13 protein-coding genes are annotated in these 16,413 nt (G+C 37.8%); 2 read left to right on the forward strand and 11 right to left on the reverse strand.

What is annotated here, in order from left to right:
• Positions 1 to 2: 2 nt before the first annotated feature.
• Complete coding sequence (locus PWP26_RS00465) at positions 3 to 1,238, reverse strand: aminotransferase class I/II-fold pyridoxal phosphate-dependent enzyme (RefSeq protein ID WP_301398745.1); 1,236 nt, start codon at positions 1,236 to 1,238, stop codon at positions 3 to 5.
• 255 nt (positions 1,239 to 1,493) lie between these two features.
• Here PWP26_RS00465 and PWP26_RS00470 point away from each other — a divergent pair, with 255 nt between their 5' ends.
• Positions 1,494 to 3,296 (forward strand): cache domain-containing protein, encoded by a 1,803-nt coding sequence (locus tag PWP26_RS00470; RefSeq protein WP_301398746.1) that lies wholly within the window; start codon positions 1,494 to 1,496, stop codon positions 3,294 to 3,296.
• Positions 3,286 to 4,536, forward strand: a complete 1,251-nt coding sequence (locus PWP26_RS00475; protein ID WP_038063323.1) for a PD40 domain-containing protein — start codon at positions 3,286 to 3,288, stop codon at positions 4,534 to 4,536. The genes PWP26_RS00470 and PWP26_RS00475 overlap by 11 nt, the downstream gene beginning before the upstream one ends.
• On the opposite strand, the gene flgL is transcribed toward PWP26_RS00475, so the two are convergent.
• From flgL to bamA, 10 genes are all read right to left on the reverse strand, one after another.
• Positions 4,533 to 5,474: a flagellar hook-associated protein FlgL gene (gene flgL / locus PWP26_RS00480; RefSeq protein WP_273019065.1), complete on the reverse strand. Its 942-nt coding sequence runs from the start codon at positions 5,472 to 5,474 to the stop codon at positions 4,533 to 4,535. The two genes, PWP26_RS00475 and flgL, sit on opposite strands and share 4 nt — an antisense overlap.
• Positions 5,475 to 5,491: 17 nt before the next feature.
• Positions 5,492 to 8,713: a flagellar hook-associated protein FlgK gene (gene flgK / locus PWP26_RS00485; RefSeq protein ID WP_301398747.1), complete on the reverse strand. Its 3,222-nt coding sequence runs from the start codon at positions 8,711 to 8,713 to the stop codon at positions 5,492 to 5,494.
• An 11-nt stretch (positions 8,714 to 8,724) separates the two neighbouring features.
• Complete coding sequence (locus tag PWP26_RS00490) at positions 8,725 to 9,054, reverse strand: hypothetical protein (protein WP_301398748.1); 330 nt, start codon at positions 9,052 to 9,054, stop codon at positions 8,725 to 8,727.
• Positions 9,055 to 9,076: 22 nt separating this feature from the next.
• A complete protein-coding gene (locus PWP26_RS00495; RefSeq protein WP_028840592.1) occupies positions 9,077 to 9,397 on the reverse strand; it encodes a hypothetical protein in 321 nt (106 codons plus the stop codon).
• Positions 9,398 to 9,410: 13 nt separating this feature from the next.
• The gene (locus PWP26_RS00500) at positions 9,411 to 10,508 is read right to left on the reverse strand and encodes a flagellar basal body P-ring protein FlgI (RefSeq protein WP_301398749.1); all 1,098 of its coding nucleotides are present in this window, start codon (positions 10,506 to 10,508) and stop codon (positions 9,411 to 9,413) included.
• A 10-nt stretch (positions 10,509 to 10,518) separates the two neighbouring features.
• Positions 10,519 to 11,181, reverse strand: coding sequence for a flagellar basal body L-ring protein FlgH (locus PWP26_RS00505; protein ID WP_301398750.1), 663 nt, complete (start codon positions 11,179 to 11,181; stop codon positions 10,519 to 10,521).
• Between the two features lie 41 nt (positions 11,182 to 11,222).
• The gene (flgA, locus tag PWP26_RS00510; protein WP_301398751.1) at positions 11,223 to 11,927 is read right to left on the reverse strand and encodes a flagellar basal body P-ring formation chaperone FlgA; all 705 of its coding nucleotides are present in this window, start codon (positions 11,925 to 11,927) and stop codon (positions 11,223 to 11,225) included.
• Between the two features lie 6 nt (positions 11,928 to 11,933).
• The gene (gene flgG, locus PWP26_RS00515; RefSeq protein WP_301398752.1) at positions 11,934 to 12,716 is read right to left on the reverse strand and encodes a flagellar basal-body rod protein FlgG; all 783 of its coding nucleotides are present in this window, start codon (positions 12,714 to 12,716) and stop codon (positions 11,934 to 11,936) included.
• 28 nt (positions 12,717 to 12,744) lie between these two features.
• Complete coding sequence (gene flgF, locus PWP26_RS00520) at positions 12,745 to 13,506, reverse strand: flagellar basal-body rod protein FlgF (RefSeq protein WP_301398753.1); 762 nt, start codon at positions 13,504 to 13,506, stop codon at positions 12,745 to 12,747.
• Positions 13,507 to 13,779: 273 nt separating this feature from the next.
• Positions 13,780 to 16,413, reverse strand: coding sequence for an outer membrane protein assembly factor BamA (gene bamA / locus PWP26_RS00525; RefSeq protein ID WP_301398754.1), 2,634 nt, complete (start codon positions 16,411 to 16,413; stop codon positions 13,780 to 13,782).

Below are 16,413 nucleotides of genomic sequence, written 5' to 3' on the forward strand. Positions count from 1 at the left end.
GTCTAAAGAAACTTCTTCACAAACCTTTCTATCCGTTCTAATGCCTTTAAAATTACTGCTTCTTCAGGAAGAAAGATGATACGAAAATGTTTAGTGTTAGGTTTTTGACCAAACCCACTTCCATGTACTACTACCACACCTTCTTCTAAGATCAATCTTTTCACAAAATCCAAATCTTCGATTCCTGGGATCTCAAACTTAGGAAAAGCATAAAAAGCACCCTTAGGTTTTACACAAGAAAGACAAGGAATACTGTTTATTCCATCTACCAAGAGGTCTCTTCTCTTTTTAAGTTGAGGTATCACCTGCTTTATGTAAACATTTTCTTGATTAAGGGCAGCAGGAATGGCAAACTGGAGAGGATGAGAAGCACAAAGTCTAGTGCGGGCAAGCTTATGAATAGCATCTATATAATCTTTCAGCATTTCCTCTGGACCAGAAACTATCCCCCAGCCTATCCTAAAACCAGGAGCAAAGTAATTTTTAGAAAGACCGTTAAAGGTTAAGACAGGAACTTTATCGGTTAAAGCTGCGATCGAAACATGCTCTAATCCTTCTTCCAAAATAAATTGATCATAAATCTCGTCAGAAAGTACTACAAGATGGTATTCCTCTGCTATTTCTAAAATTTTTTCCAAAGTTTTCTTAGAATAAACAGCTCCGGTGGGGTTGTTAGGGTTGATGATTACTATGGCCTTGGTTTTATCATCTATAAGCGGTTCTATCGAGTCTATATCTATTTCCCAGTCTTTTTCTTCATCAAGATAATAAAATCTTGGCTCAATCTGAAATTTGGCAACTATAGCCTGATAGAGAGGATAACAAGGAGAAGGGAGAAGAATGTTATCCCCAGGATTAGCCAAGGCAGAAATGGCAAACTCTATGGCCTCAGATGCCCCTTGAGTAATATAAATATCAACAGGTTGAATCCCTTTTTTAAGGGCATAGCCTTTTATAGCTTCTATAGCTTCAGATATGCCGGTAGATTCTGAATAAGAGTTAAGATTATTTAAAAGGGCTTCGCAAGCGGCTTTAATGATATGTTCTGGTGTTTTAAAACCATACTTAACAGGGTCTCCTATGTTAAGGCAGATAAGGTCTTTTCCTGCTTTTTTAGCCTCCTGAGAGGCTTCAACGATATCTCTTATCGCATATTCTACCCCAAAAGTCCTTTCCGCAGGGATGATCTTAAACTCTTTGCTCAATTTTTTCACCATCTTCTCTGCGTTTAAATACATATCGAAAATTAATATTCCTACTAAAAATTGTTTTGTCAACCCTTTTTTAAGCTAAATAGTCTAAATTTTTTAATGAATGATAACATAGAACTTGATTTTTAGCTAATTCCTTTTAAATTTACTATATGTTATCTTTTAGGTAAGGGTAAATGCCGCCTGCTGGGGGAAAACCCTTACCTGAATAAAAGGCGGGATACAAATACCCCCAGTCCAAGAGGTAAACTCTTACCTCTTGGTATAAAAAGGGAAAGAACCATGCTAAAATTAAAACCTCGCAAAGATATCTATACTTTAAAAGATGTAGAGACACCTAATCTTTTTAAAGAATTTTTTCCTTACATAGAACCACCAAGAATTTTCTTTGACGGAAAATACATACCCCCTCAACCTGCTAAAAATTTCTACATCACAGACACCACTTTTAGAGATGGGCAACAAGCCAGAGTTCCTTACACTCCAGAACAGATAGAAACCCTTTATAAGTTTTTACACAAACTTAGTGGGCCTAAAGGGATAATAAGGAAAACTGAATTTTTTCTTTATACCCCAAAAGATCGAGAGGCTTTAGAAAGATGTTTAGGCTTAGGATACCAGTATCCTGAAATTACAGGATGGATAAGGGCTAACAAAAATGACCTAAAATTAGTAAAAGAGGCTGGACTTAAGGAAACAGGTATTCTTACCTCCTGTTCTGACTATCATATCTTTTTAAAACTCAAAAAAACAAGAAAACAGGCTTTAGAGGATTATCTAGCTATCGTAAAAGAAGCCCTTTCGTTAGGAATTCGCCCAAGGTGTCATTTTGAAGACATAACCAGGGCTGATATTTATGGGTTTGTGATACCCTTTGCCATAGAGCTTATGAAACTTAGAGAAGAAAGTGGTATAGACGTTAAAATCAGACTTTGTGATACCTTAGGATTGGGTGTGCCTTATTCTGAGGCAGCTCTTCCTGTAAGTGTACCTAAGCTTATCAGGGCTTTGATAGAAGAAGCTGGGGTTCCTGAAGAACTTCTTGAGTGGCATGGCCATAACGACTTCTATAAAGGGGTAATAAATGCAACAGTTGCCTGGCTTTACGGATGCACCTATGTTAACACTTCCCTTCTTGGTATAGGGGAACGCACAGGTAACACCCCTCTTGAGGCGATGGTGTTTGAATATATTGCTTTAAAGGGTACAGCTGATGGTATGGATGTTTCTGTCATAACTGATATCGTAAATTACTATAAAACCGAACTTCATGAAAAAATACCTCCCAGACAGCCTTTGGTGGGAGAAGAATTTAACGCTACCAAAGCAGGAATCCACATAGATGGTTTGATAAAAAATGAAGAAATTTACAATTCTTTTGATACCCTCCGTGTATTAAAAAGACCTATACAGATCATCATCACTGATAAAAGTGGAACCGCTGGAATTGCCTATTGGATTAACATGCACTTTGGGCTTAAAGGAGACAAACAGATCGATAAAAGACATCCAGGGGTGGCTAAAATCTACAAAAAAATCATCGAAGAATATGAAAAAGGAAGAGTTACCCCTATTTCTAACGAGGAAATGTTGACTTACACCAAAAAATATCTCCCTGAACTCTTTGTATCTGAGCTTGATCATCTAAGGGACTATGTCATAAAACTTATGTCTCATTACATCGAAGACCTCTCTCAAGAAAAAGAAATGTCTACCCTTAAAGCAACCAAAATAAGGCCTGTGCTCAAAAAATTTTTGGAAGAACATCCATACGTTCAATTTATTTACATAGTTGACGCAGAGGGGAAACCCGTGGTGGGGTTGACCAACGATATCGAATACCTCCACAAGTTCGAAGAACTTCTTAAAACAGAAACTTTTGAAAACAGAGAGTGGTTTAAGGTGCCGATGAAGACAGGTAAAACCTATACTTCTAAGTTTTATACTTCTAGAATTACAGGTAATCTTTGTATCACTCTTTCTATTCCTATAAGAAATAAATACGAAGAAATAATAGGAATATTAGGGATGGATATAAAGTTCGAAGATGTGGTGAAGATGGAAAACGGTTCCTATGAAGTTTAAGGGTATCTGGATATTCTTATCTATATCTATTCTCTTAGCTTTAGCAGGAGCTTTACCTGCTAAAGCTACTGAACCCTCTGAAGGTCTTCCTCTCATTACTGTTGAAAGTCAAACCTTTGGGAAAATTTTAGTCAGGGTTCCTGATTTTAAGGGAGACCCTTCGGTTTCTGCCAAATTAACCTCCCTTTTAAGAAAGATGATAAACCTACATCTTTTTGTCTTAGCAACCCCTAACCCTCCTTTTTCTCAGCCTATCTCTAAAGAATATTACCTAACCGGAAGTTTTAGCCTAACCTCATCGGAGATCACCTTTAAAGGGCAACTTGAAGACCTTCTTGAAAAAAGGATCATAGGCGAATACCACCTAAAAAGTTCTCCCTCCCAACCAGAAAGACTTATCTATGTCCTTACAGATAAAATAATCGAAGACCTCTCTCACCATAAAGGAATAGCCTACTCTAAAGTAGCTTTTGTAAAAAGAGTTTTAGGAAAAGACCGTCTATACCTTGCAGACTTCTCTAAAGAAAACCCTAAGGAATTGAGATCAGCCCCTCTTATTCTCTTCCCTAAGTTTTCTCCTTCTGGTCAAAAGTTAGCTTATTTAGTATATGAAAAACAGCTCTACTTCTTAGAAATTTTAGACCTTAAAACCGGAGAAAAAAAGGCCTTTAACATAAAAGGTATAAGTTCTACTCCTGTATGGAGTCCTGATGAAAAGGCTCTTTTCTTAACCATAGAAGATCAAGCAGAAATAGGAATTTATAGATTTAGCTTAGAAAATCAGACCCTCGAACCTATCTTAAAAGGAGAAGGGGTTTATCAGGTAGGAGACTTATCACAGGATGGACAAAAACTTCTTTATGTACATGATAGAAGGACAGGAAAACCTACTATCAATCTTTTTGACTTAGAAACCAAACAGACAAAAAAAATTTCCAAAATAAGGGCTTACAATACCTCTCCCAGGTTCTCACCAAAAGGAGATAAAGTCCTTTATTTGTCAAGAGGCGGGGGCCTAACCTATTTAGTTTTACAAGACCTTACCACTGGAAAGGAAGATAAATTTGCCTTCAAAGGCCGTTTAGAAGACCCAGCCTTCTCACCTACAGGAGACTATCTCCTTGCCTCTGGAGAAGGTCCTCAAGGGCATGGTATATACCTTATCCACCTGCCCTCTCATCTATCTCAGGTCTACATCTCAGGAAAAAATTTTCTCTTTCCTACCTGGAGTAAACTTTAGACATACTTCACTAAACTCATTCCACTTACCATAGCTGTAGCTTTAAGGGCTGCATCATAAGCTATAGAAAGCATCTGCATCTTGGTAGCAAGCTCTGCCAAATCTGCACTTTCAAGAGACCCAAGATTATTCTCCAAAGTCTGTTTAAAATCTGTATAAAGTTCTTTTTTAGTCTCAAGATGAGATATTTGAGCCCCTATCAAACTTCTTTTTTCTGCTATATGGTTGTAAACTTCATCAAGCTTACCTATAAATCGTTGGATATTATATGTTTCCTGCTGATAGTCTATCTGGTTATCGGTTAAAAGTAGTCTTTTTAACCCTATAAGGGTTTCAAAAATCCCTGAATCCATAAAAACTTTTTGTCCGTTTTCTCCCAATTTTATCTGCATACCTTTATCATAGCTTATGGAAAAATCTTCTACTGAACCGTTATAAACTACCTTCTCGATTACCTGACCATCAGGAAGGGTTTCTTTGGTTAGTTCAAAAGGAAAAGTACCTGGAGCAAAACCGCTGGTTTTTTGCCCTGCAAATAGGTATTTCTCTCCTAACTGAGAATTTGCCAAGGCTAAAACTGACTGGATGATCTTATCTATTTCCTCTGCGGTAGCTTTTCTTGCGTTGATATCTTGGGTGGCGTTTGCAGCCTGGATAGCAAGCACCTTTGCCCTTGCCACCAAGTCTTCTACATTCCCTAAGGTTGACTCCTGAGCTTTTAAAAAGGCCAGTCCGTCATCGATAGCCTTTTGATACTTCTCGATCTTATTAATTCCTTGTTTATAATTAAGAGAAATAACCACGTCTGAGGGATTATCTGAAGGTCTGATAAAATTTTTACCTGAAGAGATCTTAAGTTGGGTGAGGTTTAAGTCAGAAGAAAGTCGGTTTAGGTCTGTAAGTACACTATTATATTTGGTGTTAAAACCTATTCTCATGGTCTTACCCTCTTATATTAACGTTTTGCGTTGATAAGGGTTTCTAACATATCTTCTACTGAGGTTAAAATTTTTGCAACCGCAGCAAAGGCTTGCTGATATTTGATAAGATTGGTCATCTCTTCGTCTAAAGAAACTCCTGAAATGCTATCTTTTATCGCCTTTATCTGAGAAATTAACGTCTCTAAAAAGTTTTTGTTATCTTTTACAGCCTTGGTAGCAGACCCCACCTCTCCTACCAAACTTGAGTAATAGTCCTCAAGGGTAGCATAATTTAAATCTTTTCTGGTAACAGAAGAAAGGTCAGCTATAGCCTGAGCTGTGCGGTTATCCCCTCTCTTAAACTCATAACCCTTAAGAGCATTTATAAACCCTTGATCATATTTAGTTTGGGTATAGTTGATTCCATCATAGAACTCATCTTGGACTACAAAGGTTGCCGTTTGATATAGTCCGGTAGTTTCTATTATTAGTTTTCCAGACCTATCAAGCCTTGCAGAAAGACCATACTTTGCATTTTGAGGGGAATTGATCTCTTTGATCACGTCTAAAATGGTCTTTCCATCATCAAGCCTTACCCTGAAGGTATCTAAGTAACTCCCTTTCTTATCGAAAAGATAAAATGAAAGATAGTCCTCGTCTATAGGATCTAAATCAAAGTCTTCAAAACCTGTCGTTACCCTAAGGGTAGCCACATCTGGGTCTCCTCTAAAAGAAGGGATATACATCTGTTGAGCGCTCAAAAAATCTATAAACCCGTTTACGTTACTGTTGTCTCCTATTTCAAAGGCGTAAGCTCTAGTCTGGTTAGTCTCAAGCCCTAAAACCGCTTTATTTTCTGCATCAACGTAAGCTCTTAGATAAGGAAGTCTGTCTATTTTAGCAAGGATAGAAGAGAGGACTTCGTTTGTGGCCACAGGAATCTCTACAAAATACTCTTGAGAAGGGGTAACGTTCCATCTATAGTTAGGGCCAAAATAACTATTCTGAGTTAACTCAACAGAATTAAAGGTTAACTGACTATCGCCTGCAGTTTTATTTTCTATACATAACATCCCGTCTTTTATATAAACCTCTACCGTATAGTTGTAGGTAGCTCTAATGCCTTCCATAAGGTCTTTTACCGTGTTAAAAGGATTGACCGTAAAAGTACCGGCTACTGCTGTTCCATCATAAAGAGTTCCTCCGTAGTTTATGATAGTTCCGTCAGAAAACCCAAGGTCTGTCAATTTGGTATTTTCAGAAACATTACCTCCTAACACAAAGAAAACCTTCTCGTTATAAGGGTTTTGGTCAAACAAAGGCACCTGATTGACCTTATCATCATAAAACCTAAGATAAATTTTACTTAAGCTATTATCAAAAGTTTGAAAAGGGTTAACTGTGGAAACACTCTTATAGGTTTTAAAAAGAGAATTTTCTGTTCTTAAGGCGTTTAAGTCCATCTTACCTGAGGCAATTAACTCTGGCTTTAGCACAAGAGCATTGTTTACAGAAAAATCTTCTGGGTCTGTTCCTACAAAAAAGAGATTTATCCCCGTAGAAAGAAGAATCCCTGAGGTATCGTTTGAAAAGGCAAAAGCATAGCCGTCTTTAGCCTGAAAGACAAGTTTCCCTCCTCTTACCAAAACCTTAAGATATGTAGCATTTGGGTCTGAAGGGTCATAAAAACCTGCTTGTTGAAGGGAAACATTGATCATATTTGCTAAATCATCAAGGGTAGCGTTTACAGATAACCCTTCAACCGATACTTTTACAGGAGTAATCTGACCTTGAGGATTTTTAATCCATATATAGAAAAACCCTGTAAATTGATTTCCTGTCTGATTTTTGGCAAGGTCAAGAAAATAGGGCAATTCTTTGATATATTTTTGGGCTGAATAAGCCCCTTCTAATTCTCCTGTATAGAACGTAAGCCCTACCCCTTGAGTATGAAGCTCGTTTACAGCCTTTACCAGCTCTTCGCCAAAAAGTTTAAGTTTTCCTGCCAGGTTTAATTCTTCTACCCTTCTTTGATAAGCAGGGTCTGAAAAGTTTCCAAAATCAAAAGGCCCACTTATAGAAAAACTAATCTTTCCAGGACCCCTAAATTTGTCTTCCACAAAAAGCCTACCATCCTTTATATAAGCTTTGACTGTATAGTTGTAAAATCCTTCTATTTGGTCCAAAAGATCTCTTAAGGTGACGTCAGGGTTGGTTGAAAGGTCATAAGAGATACTTCCAGAGATAGCATTTCCAAAATGGTCGGTGCCTGTAACATTAAAGGTTACAGTACCAGAAAGTCCAAGGTCTGAGAGTTTGTCACTCTCAGAAATCGCTCTCCCCCAAATATTAAAATTTATCTTGTTTCCTGAAACATATTCATAGTTGTATTTATCTGAGAGCTGTTCAAGAAGTCTCAACCAACCCCCAAGTTCTCCGGAAGCTACCTCTTTGCTTGAGATAGGTACTTTGGCTCCTGAAGTATCTACCCAGTATAAATCTGTACCAGAGATCTCAAGCTTCCAGGTTCTATCCAAATTTACCAGGTTAAACCCTTTACCTAAAACAACGTTATAAGCCCCTTCTTTGGTTTCAAAATACTGAATGGAAGCCAGCTGTGAGAGTTGTCTAATAAGATTATCTCTTTGGTCTCTTAGGTCGTTAGCGGTTTTTCCTCCAGACTCAAGTGCGGTAATCTGCAGGTTTAATTCAGCGATCTGAGAAGATATTTTATTGATACTTTCTACCATGGTTTTAAGTTTAAGCCCAATTTGGTTTTCAAGATCTCTAAGTCCTTGGAACTTACTTTGAAAAATTTCAGATATTAACTTTCCGTTCTCTAAAACTTGCGTTCTTGCAGCTAAATTTTCAGGGGTGTTAGCTAAGGCTTGCCAAGAATCCCAAAAATTCTTTAAAACTGTCGTAAGTCCGACCCCTTCGCTTACCTCGTTAAAAAGACTTTCTAAAACGTTAAGCCCAGACTCTTCTGCATTGTATAGTCCCAAATCTGTATACTTTAGATTCAGGTTTCTTTCTAAGAAAGTGTCAAAGTATCTCTTGATGAAGTCTACCCTTACACCTGTTCCTATAGGCCCTACAGGAGATGGACTGGGAGGATAGGTGGTTTCTACGACCTTTTGTCTGGAGTAGGCCTCGTTATTTATATTAGAAATATTATGTCCTATAACCTGAGTAGCTAACTGAAAGGCAAGAAGCGAATTTTTAGCTATGTTTAAAGTGCTTGTAAGCCCAGCCATGGTCTATCTCCTTAAGCAGATTTAGAAATAACCCTTGGAGGTTGTTGTGAGACTTTTCCATAGGTCTCTTGCTGACAAAAGATGTTGGTTAAAAAACTATAGGCTTCTTCTACAAAATTAAGACCAGCCTGGATTATCATTTTATTTTTTTCATTGATTCTAAAAATCTCCTCCAACATCTCTTGTTCTTCTTTGGTAAAGTCATTTTTATCTTTTAAAGAGTTTGCAAGCCTGGCTTTATAAGAAGCCCATTTTAAAATTTCCTCTATCGCACCTTTCATAAGAGCCTTTTTTTCCTTTTCTAAAATTTCTTTTAGTTCGATAAGTTCTTTTCGTACCATCTTAAAATCACCTCCTGTATAGTTATTTATCGGATTTTTCTATCTTATTCTTTAGATAGGCACTTTTTAAAAGGTTTTTATAAAGATAATCCCCTAAACTTCCTGGCCTTCCAGCTACATTCCTTCCTATTTCCTGATAGAGAAAATCTTGATAAAAATTTTTTTCTAAGGTTTCTGGAAATAAATTGCTTTTAAACATAGATTGGTCAAAGTTTTTCAAAATTTCATACCAGACAAGGGATTCAAACTCATTACAAAGGGTTTTTAAAGCAGCCTTAGGGTCTTTTTTTGCTAAATTGTTTATTTCATTTAGGTTTTGATAGTAAATTCCATAAGCTTTCATCGTTTAATCCTCTTTATATGATCATCAAATCTGCGTGTAAAGCCCCTGCAGCCTTTATTGCCTGTAAGATAGCGATAAGCTCTCTTGGAGTTGCTCCAACTGCATTAAGGGCCCTAACCAGTTCTCCTAAGGTTACTCCTTCTTCTAAAACCACAATCTTTGCTTTTTGTTCTTTAGCCTGTATTTCTGTTCTTGGAGTTACCACCGTTTCACCTGGAGAAAGAGGGTATGGCTGAGAAACTTCTGGGGTCTCTTTTATCTCAACGCTTAAATTTCCATGAGCTACTGCTACCCTTGAAATCTTTACGTTTTCTCCGATGATAACCGTACCGGTTTTTTCGTCTATAACCACCCTTGCCGGGCTATCAGGTATAACCTCAAGGTTACCTATTTCTCCCAAAAGTTTTACTACCCTTTTCTGATAGTTAGAAGGTACGTTTAACTCTACGTTTTTAAGGTCTAAAGCCTTTGCATAGTTTCCCTTTAAGTAAGTGTTGATAGCCTCAACTATCTTTGAAGTCGTGGTAAAATCTTCGGTTTTCAGGCTTAAAACCACCTTTGATAGACTGTTTAGGTCTTCCATCGGAACCTCCCTTTCTACTATGGCTCCGTTAGGGATTTTACCTACGGTAGGATGGTTTACCTGAACTTGAGCCCCACCTCCTTGGGCCCCAAAACCACCTATAGAAATAGGTCCTTGAGCTAAGGCATAAACCTGACCATCAGGACCTTTTAAGGGTGTCATCAATAAGGTTCCTCCCTGAAGACTTTTAGCATCACCTATAGCAGAAACCTCTACATCGATCCTTTGTCCTGGCTTAGCATAGGGAGGTAAATAGGCAGTAACCATCACAGCAGCCACGTTCTTTAATTTCACCTGTTCCTTAGGCACCAAAATCCCAAACCTTTCAAGCATGTTTACTATAGACTGTACGGTAAACTTAGTCTGGTCTCCGTCTCCGGTTTGTTTAAGCCCAACTACCAGTCCATAACCTACCAAAAAATTACCCCTAACCCCTTCTACCTCGCTGATATCTTTAAGCCTTACAGAAAAGGCCTGGTCTACCAGAAAAAAACTCAAACAAAGTAAAAGACAGATTATCCTTCTCATACCCCTCCCTCTAAAACAACCAAAATAGTTGTAAAAGTCTGGTAATGATTCCCGGTCCACTTGCAGCCTCACTATTAGGCCCTTTACCGCTGTATTCGATATAGGCATCAGAAATCTGGGTAGAAAGCACTGAATTGTCTGCAGCTATATCTTCTGGTCTTACGATCCCTGTAAGGGTTATATACTCAAGGTCTCTATTTCTCTTTATGGTTCTCACCCCTTGAATTACTAAATTCCCGTTTGGTAAAACTTTAACCACCCGTGCACTTAAAGTGGCTACAATCCTACTTTGTCTTGATATCTGTCCCTGTCCAGAGGTAGAAGAACTCATCTCACCTTTAAACAGAGTCCCTAAATCTGCGGCATCAGGTAAAAACATATTTTTTATATCTTTTTCATAGCCTAAAATACTTGAGAGACCCGCAGAAGCAGAACTACTTTTTCCACTTTTTTGACTTACCGTGTTAGAGCTTTGATAGGTCTCTACAATCTTAACCGTAAGAATATCCCCTACAAATCTGGCTCTTTTATCTGCATAACCATATAAATCCCTTCCCTCTTTAAACAAAGACCCCTTAGTCAAATACCGCCCTTCTTCCACTTGAACGGCTACCTCAGGGGGTGGTGGAGGAGTAGGAGGAGTTTTAGGGTCAAACTCCCAACAGCCCCACAAAAATATAAGCCACAATGATAGCCAAATTTTTGACATTCTCATTATAGCATCACCTCAATTTCGTTTGTTGAGATTACTTTGCCTAAAACTTCTTTTTTACTGGTTAAATTTTTAACCTTTATAACCTCCCCTTTTCTTCCATCTTGTAAGGCCTTACCCTTGGTTTTAACTAAAAAACCTCGCCCTTTACATATGATTAACACCTCTTGACCTCTTTTTACTAAAACAGGTTCGTTCAAAAAAGACTTTCTCAAAACCACGTTAGGCTTAAGGCTTGTTCTTACCTCTTTACCTAATGCCTCTTTTTCTTCTAAAACCACATCCTTAGGAAGCCTCGATAGCGGTTTCTTTTGAAAAACTAAGTGGTTCTTAGTGATTACCTCTCCTTTTTCTAACGGCTTAGCTACCACTGCCACAGAAACATTACTTTCTACATAACCCCAGAGTCTAACCCTAAAAGCTTCTTTTCCGTCTTTAAAAAACACCAGGATAACTGTATTAAACCCAAGACCTGGTCTTCCTAAAAATTTAACCTGGTAAGGCATTCCTTTAATCACCTTAGCTTCCCTTGGTTCTACACTAAACCTTTCTAAACTCAATTTTGGATATACCTTGCTTAGCCTTGATTGTATTTCTTGGAAGAAAATTTTTTTATAATCTTCTTCTGTGTAAAACTCTACTCCCATAACAGGCTTAAAGCTCACCAACACAGCCATAAAGAAGACAAACAACCATACTCCTTTCATCTATCGCTACCTCTTAAGGTTGTTAGCTATCTCTAAAAGCTGGTCTGCCGTTAACACTCCTTTAGAATTAGATTCATAAGCCCTTTGGGTAATAATCATTTTTACCATCTCTTCTACGATGTCCACGTTAGACATCTCAAGATAACCCTGAGCTATGGTTCCAAATCCATTTTGTCCAGGGTTACCCTCTATAACATCTCCAGCAGCATCTGTAGATTTAAATAGATTTCTTCCCACCGCATAAAGACCAGCTGGGTTGGTAAAATCATAAAGAGTAAGCTGAGCTTGGGCTAAGGTCTCTCCTCTTGGGCCAAGGGCAGTAATGATTCCGTCTGGGGTAACCTCAATCCTTGCTGTACCCTGAGGAACGGCAAACTCAGGTTGTAATCTTGCACCGTCAGGGGTAACGATGTATCCGTCACGATCAAGTTTAAAGTTTCCTGCCCTGGTATAATATTCCTCTCCTCCCATGATTACCATAAAGAACCCTCTACCCTCTATCGCCCAATCAAGCTCTTGGTTGGTTAGCTGATATTCTCCTTGGGTAAACAATTTAGACACAGCAACCGGCCTTACCCCAAGACCTATCTGCATTCCCACGGGTACCTGAGTTCCGTCTGCTGTCAAAGCTCCGGCAAGCTTTAGGTTTTGATAAAACAAATCCTCAAAGTCAACCCTACTCTTTTTAAAACCTACGGTGTTTACGTTGGCAAGATTATTGGCTATCACGTCAAGTTGCAACTGCTGTCCTTGCATCCCTGTAGCAGCACTCCAAAGTCCTCTTATCATCGTGCTTTTCCTCCTCTACCAATTATCTTTATCTATTTAAACCTAACAGTTTTTCTGTTGCTTCATCCCAACCTTGAATGCTTTTTTGGACTGACTGAAAAGTCCTTTGGATCTCAATCAAGCCAACCATCTCTCTTATAGGATTTACGTTAGACTTTTCTATAAAACCTTGTCTAATCTCATAATTAGTAGCCGGTATCTCTTCCATACCTTCTGCTATATATAGGTTTTCTCCTACTTTTTTAAGTTTGTTTAGATCTTGAAAAGTAACCACGTCAAACCTTCCTAACTCTGTTCCATCTATAGATAAAACCCCATCAGGAGAGACCTGAAGTCTATAGTCCTCCATCGTAATAAGTCCTCCTCTTGCCATACCAGGGTCAACCACCAAAGGAGTTCCGTTAACCAAGACTGGATATCCTTCTGGGGTAACCAACCTCCTCTGAGTGTCAATCGTAAAATTACCTGCCCTGGTATAGGCTATTCCATTAGGGGTTTGAACCTTAAAAAACCCCTCCCCTACGATAGCAAAGTGTAAGGGATTTTGCGTATGCTCTAAAATACCCTGCTCTTTATTCAAATAAGGTACTGTCTCTTTAAACGCCCTTTTTCCCTTAGGCCCGATTTTTTTCATCAAAACTTCTTGAAAACTCAACCTATCTTCTTTATAACCTGGGGTGTCAACGTTGGCCAAATTATTGGTAGTAACCGTTAACCTTCTGTCAAGAAGTTGAGCCGCCTCTAAGGCCTCAAGCAACCCTAACTGAGGATTAATATGTATCCCTCTCATATAAACCTCTCTTATAAACTAAAAGTTTCTGAAAGATTATATACAAAAACCATGCCCATTTTTAAAGATGTAGATATTACTAATGCCACCTGCGGGAAAAAAAAAAAGAAGGTAAAACTTTTCCTACCGATTGTCAGGTCAAGGAAAATTTTTCTTTATACTACTAGAAATATTTTTCCTGAAAAAACCACGCTATTAGATATTAAACAAACTACGAAGTACCCAAAAATGTCATTTTTTTGACTTTATCAAAAAGTTGACTTTGTGTAAAAACTAAAAATTTCCACCGATACTAAAGTTGAAGTTACTTGAATCCTCTCGAGGTTTCTTATCGATATTATAACCCCATTCTAACCTTAAGGGACCAAAAGGAGAAAGCCATCTTAAGCCTATACCTACACTTTTTCTGAGGTCTGAAAACTGAAATTCGGTATTTTTATCCCAGACGTTTCCCATGTCGTAAAAGACTACCCCGTTTAAATTGATATTTTTTATCAGTGGAAAGATAACCTCGAACTGGGTATAAAACTTTCTGGTACCCCCTATTTTATCTTCTGTCTCAGGATCCTTAGGAGAAATATCTCCGTATTTATATCCTCTTACCGAATTTATTCCTCCTAAGAAAAACCTTTCATAAACTGGGATTTTTCTGGCTCCACCTTCGGTTAGATATCCGTACCCTAGGACTCCGTGGAAAGTAAGCTTATGAAAGGTGTGATAGACTTGGTGTTCACCTTCTACTTTTATGTAATTACTGTCTCCTCCTAACCACTTTTCGGCAAGTTCAAAATCTAAAGCATGGTACCAACCCTTGGTAGGCATAAAAAACCTATTCCTTGAGTCATAGTTTAACCCAAACTGAAAGGCACTGGTAAGTTTGATATCCTTAGATTCTAAAATGATTTTGGCTACGTTATCTGAAAGATCTTCAAGGGTGGTATGGTCTAATCTATAGCCTGCATACACAGAAAGTTTTGAGGTAAGGTTATATCCTACTTTTAGGGAAGCACCTTTACTGTCCTTGGTAAAATCGTCATATTCTATATCAAAGTTATAAAGAGACCAGCCGAGAGAATATTTGGTATCTCTAAAATATGGGTCGTAAAAATTTATAGAGTAACGGCTGGTTTTAGTACCCAGTCTTGCTGCTAAGTTTAATCTTTGCCCTTTTCCTAAGAAATTTCTTTCTGTTATGTCTAACATTAACATAAACTTATCATAGGAACTATAACCACCACCGATACCAAACGAACCAGTAAGCATTTCTTTAACCTTTACCTTAAGGTTAACTTCATCTTCTTTGGCAGCTTTTTCTTTTTCTATCTTTACATCTTCAAAAAATCCCAACCTTCTTATCCTTACCTCACTTTCTTCTATTCTCTTCTCACTATAAGGCCAACCTTCAGCTATGTTAATTTGTCTTCTAATCACCTTATCCCTGGTTTTGGTGTTTCCTTCTACCTCAATACGGTTGACATAAACCACAGGTCCCTTATCCACCTTAAAGGTTAGGTTGATAACCTTTGCTTTGGGGTCTTTACTAAAATCGGTGGTCACCTTAGCATAGGCATAACCATAGTCTGCAAAAAGATGGGTAAGGGTGGTCTCATCTATTTTTAAAGACTCTAAACTAAAAACCTTCCCAGGTAAGGTCTTTAATTTTTTGTAAATCTTATCCTCTGGAAAAAGATCCTGTTGTATCTCCACCTTTCCAACTTTATATTGATCTCCTTCTTCTATAGGGATTTTTATTATTACCCCATCCTCTTCCTCTTTAACCAAAGGTTCTCCTACCTTAACATCGATAAAACCACGATTTTTATAAAAACTTTCTATTTTTCCTAAATCTCTATAAAGAAAGGCAAGATTATAAACCCCAGGTTCAGCCACTGGTTCTGGAGTAGTCAGAGTTCTCAGATATTGAGTAACTTTTTTAACCGGGGAAAATATAGATTTTTCTGAAACAGAAAGTAAACCTCTCAACTCTTTTTCTGAAATAGCTTTGTTTCCTATAAATTCTATTTTCTTTATATATTTTTTCCTTCCTTCTTTTATCTCTACTATCAACTTCACCTGAGCTTGGGAAACCTTTTCTAAGTCTATTTTCACATCAGTCCCGCTGTAACCTAACTGTTCGTAGTAGGCTTTTACCGTCTCAAGAATCCTGTCAAGCTCCTTAGACGTAATAACCGTACCTTCCTTAAGATTGATGATTTTCAACAGATCTTCACTCTTTACCTGTTTATTACCTTTAAAAACTACCTCCTTGATAGAAGGATTCTCTTTAAATTCAAAAACTACTATCGCCCCTTTGGCTCCTTTTTCTAACTTAACCTCGATGTTTTCAAAGTATCCCATCTTATAGAGATTTCTCAGATCTGTGTTTAATTTTTTATAGTCAAGGATGTCGCCAGGTTTGGTGGTAAGGTTTGGATAAATCAGGTCTTCTTTAATCCTCATATTACCTACTAATCTTATTTCTTCTACTATTTCTTTTTTCTCAAAGATACTTTTTAAATATGGTACCGTATTAGAAACCAAGGTATCTATGTTTCCTGTTTCTCCTACCACGTTAAAATACTGGGTGCTTGGTCCAGGTAAAAGAAGTTTCCATTCAAAGCTCACATTATTCCCTATAACCACACCTTTAACCTCAGCTATCCCTTCATAAATCCCTGTTTTCAGGAAGGCCTTAGCTTCTTCGGTAGAATAGACCTTTTTTTCTAAGAGAAACCCTTCTTTTTTAAGTGTTTCTTGAAGTTTTTGAAGGTAAGCTTCTAAAGTTTGACTACTGGTAGGGTCACCTATGGTTTTGGCAGAATAGATAAGAAGATTTGTTTGAGCTGAAAAAAGGGAAGGTAACCATCCCAGCCAGACAAAAACAAAAAATAGAAATATCTTCTTCAA

The organism is Thermodesulfobacterium sp. (assembly GCF_030445475.1).
GTDB lineage: Bacteria > Desulfobacterota > Thermodesulfobacteria > Thermodesulfobacteriales > Thermodesulfobacteriaceae > Thermodesulfobacterium > Thermodesulfobacterium commune.

Coding starts and splice junctions, on each gene's coding strand:
- PWP26_RS00465 (WP_301398745.1), bottom strand. CDS start 1,238: ATGTATTTAAACGCAGAGAAGATGGTGAAAAAATTGAGCAAAGAGTTT.
- PWP26_RS00470 (WP_301398746.1), top strand. CDS start 1,494: ATGCTAAAATTAAAACCTCGCAAAGATATCTATACTTTAAAAGATGTA.
- PWP26_RS00475 (WP_038063323.1), top strand. CDS start 3,286: ATGAAGTTTAAGGGTATCTGGATATTCTTATCTATATCTATTCTCTTA.
- flgL (WP_273019065.1), bottom strand. CDS start 5,474: ATGAGAATAGGTTTTAACACCAAATATAATAGTGTACTTACAGACCTA.
- flgK (WP_301398747.1), bottom strand. CDS start 8,713: ATGGCTGGGCTTACAAGCACTTTAAACATAGCTAAAAATTCGCTTCTT.
- PWP26_RS00490 (WP_301398748.1), bottom strand. CDS start 9,054: ATGGTACGAAAAGAACTTATCGAACTAAAAGAAATTTTAGAAAAGGAA.
- PWP26_RS00495 (WP_028840592.1), bottom strand. CDS start 9,397: ATGAAAGCTTATGGAATTTACTATCAAAACCTAAATGAAATAAACAAT.
- PWP26_RS00500 (WP_301398749.1), bottom strand. CDS start 10,508: ATGAGAAGGATAATCTGTCTTTTACTTTGTTTGAGTTTTTTTCTGGTA.
- flgA (WP_301398751.1), bottom strand. CDS start 11,927: ATGAAAGGAGTATGGTTGTTTGTCTTCTTTATGGCTGTGTTGGTGAGC.
- flgG (WP_301398752.1), bottom strand. CDS start 12,716: ATGATAAGAGGACTTTGGAGTGCTGCTACAGGGATGCAAGGACAGCAG.
- flgF (WP_301398753.1), bottom strand. CDS start 13,506: ATGAGAGGGATACATATTAATCCTCAGTTAGGGTTGCTTGAGGCCTTA.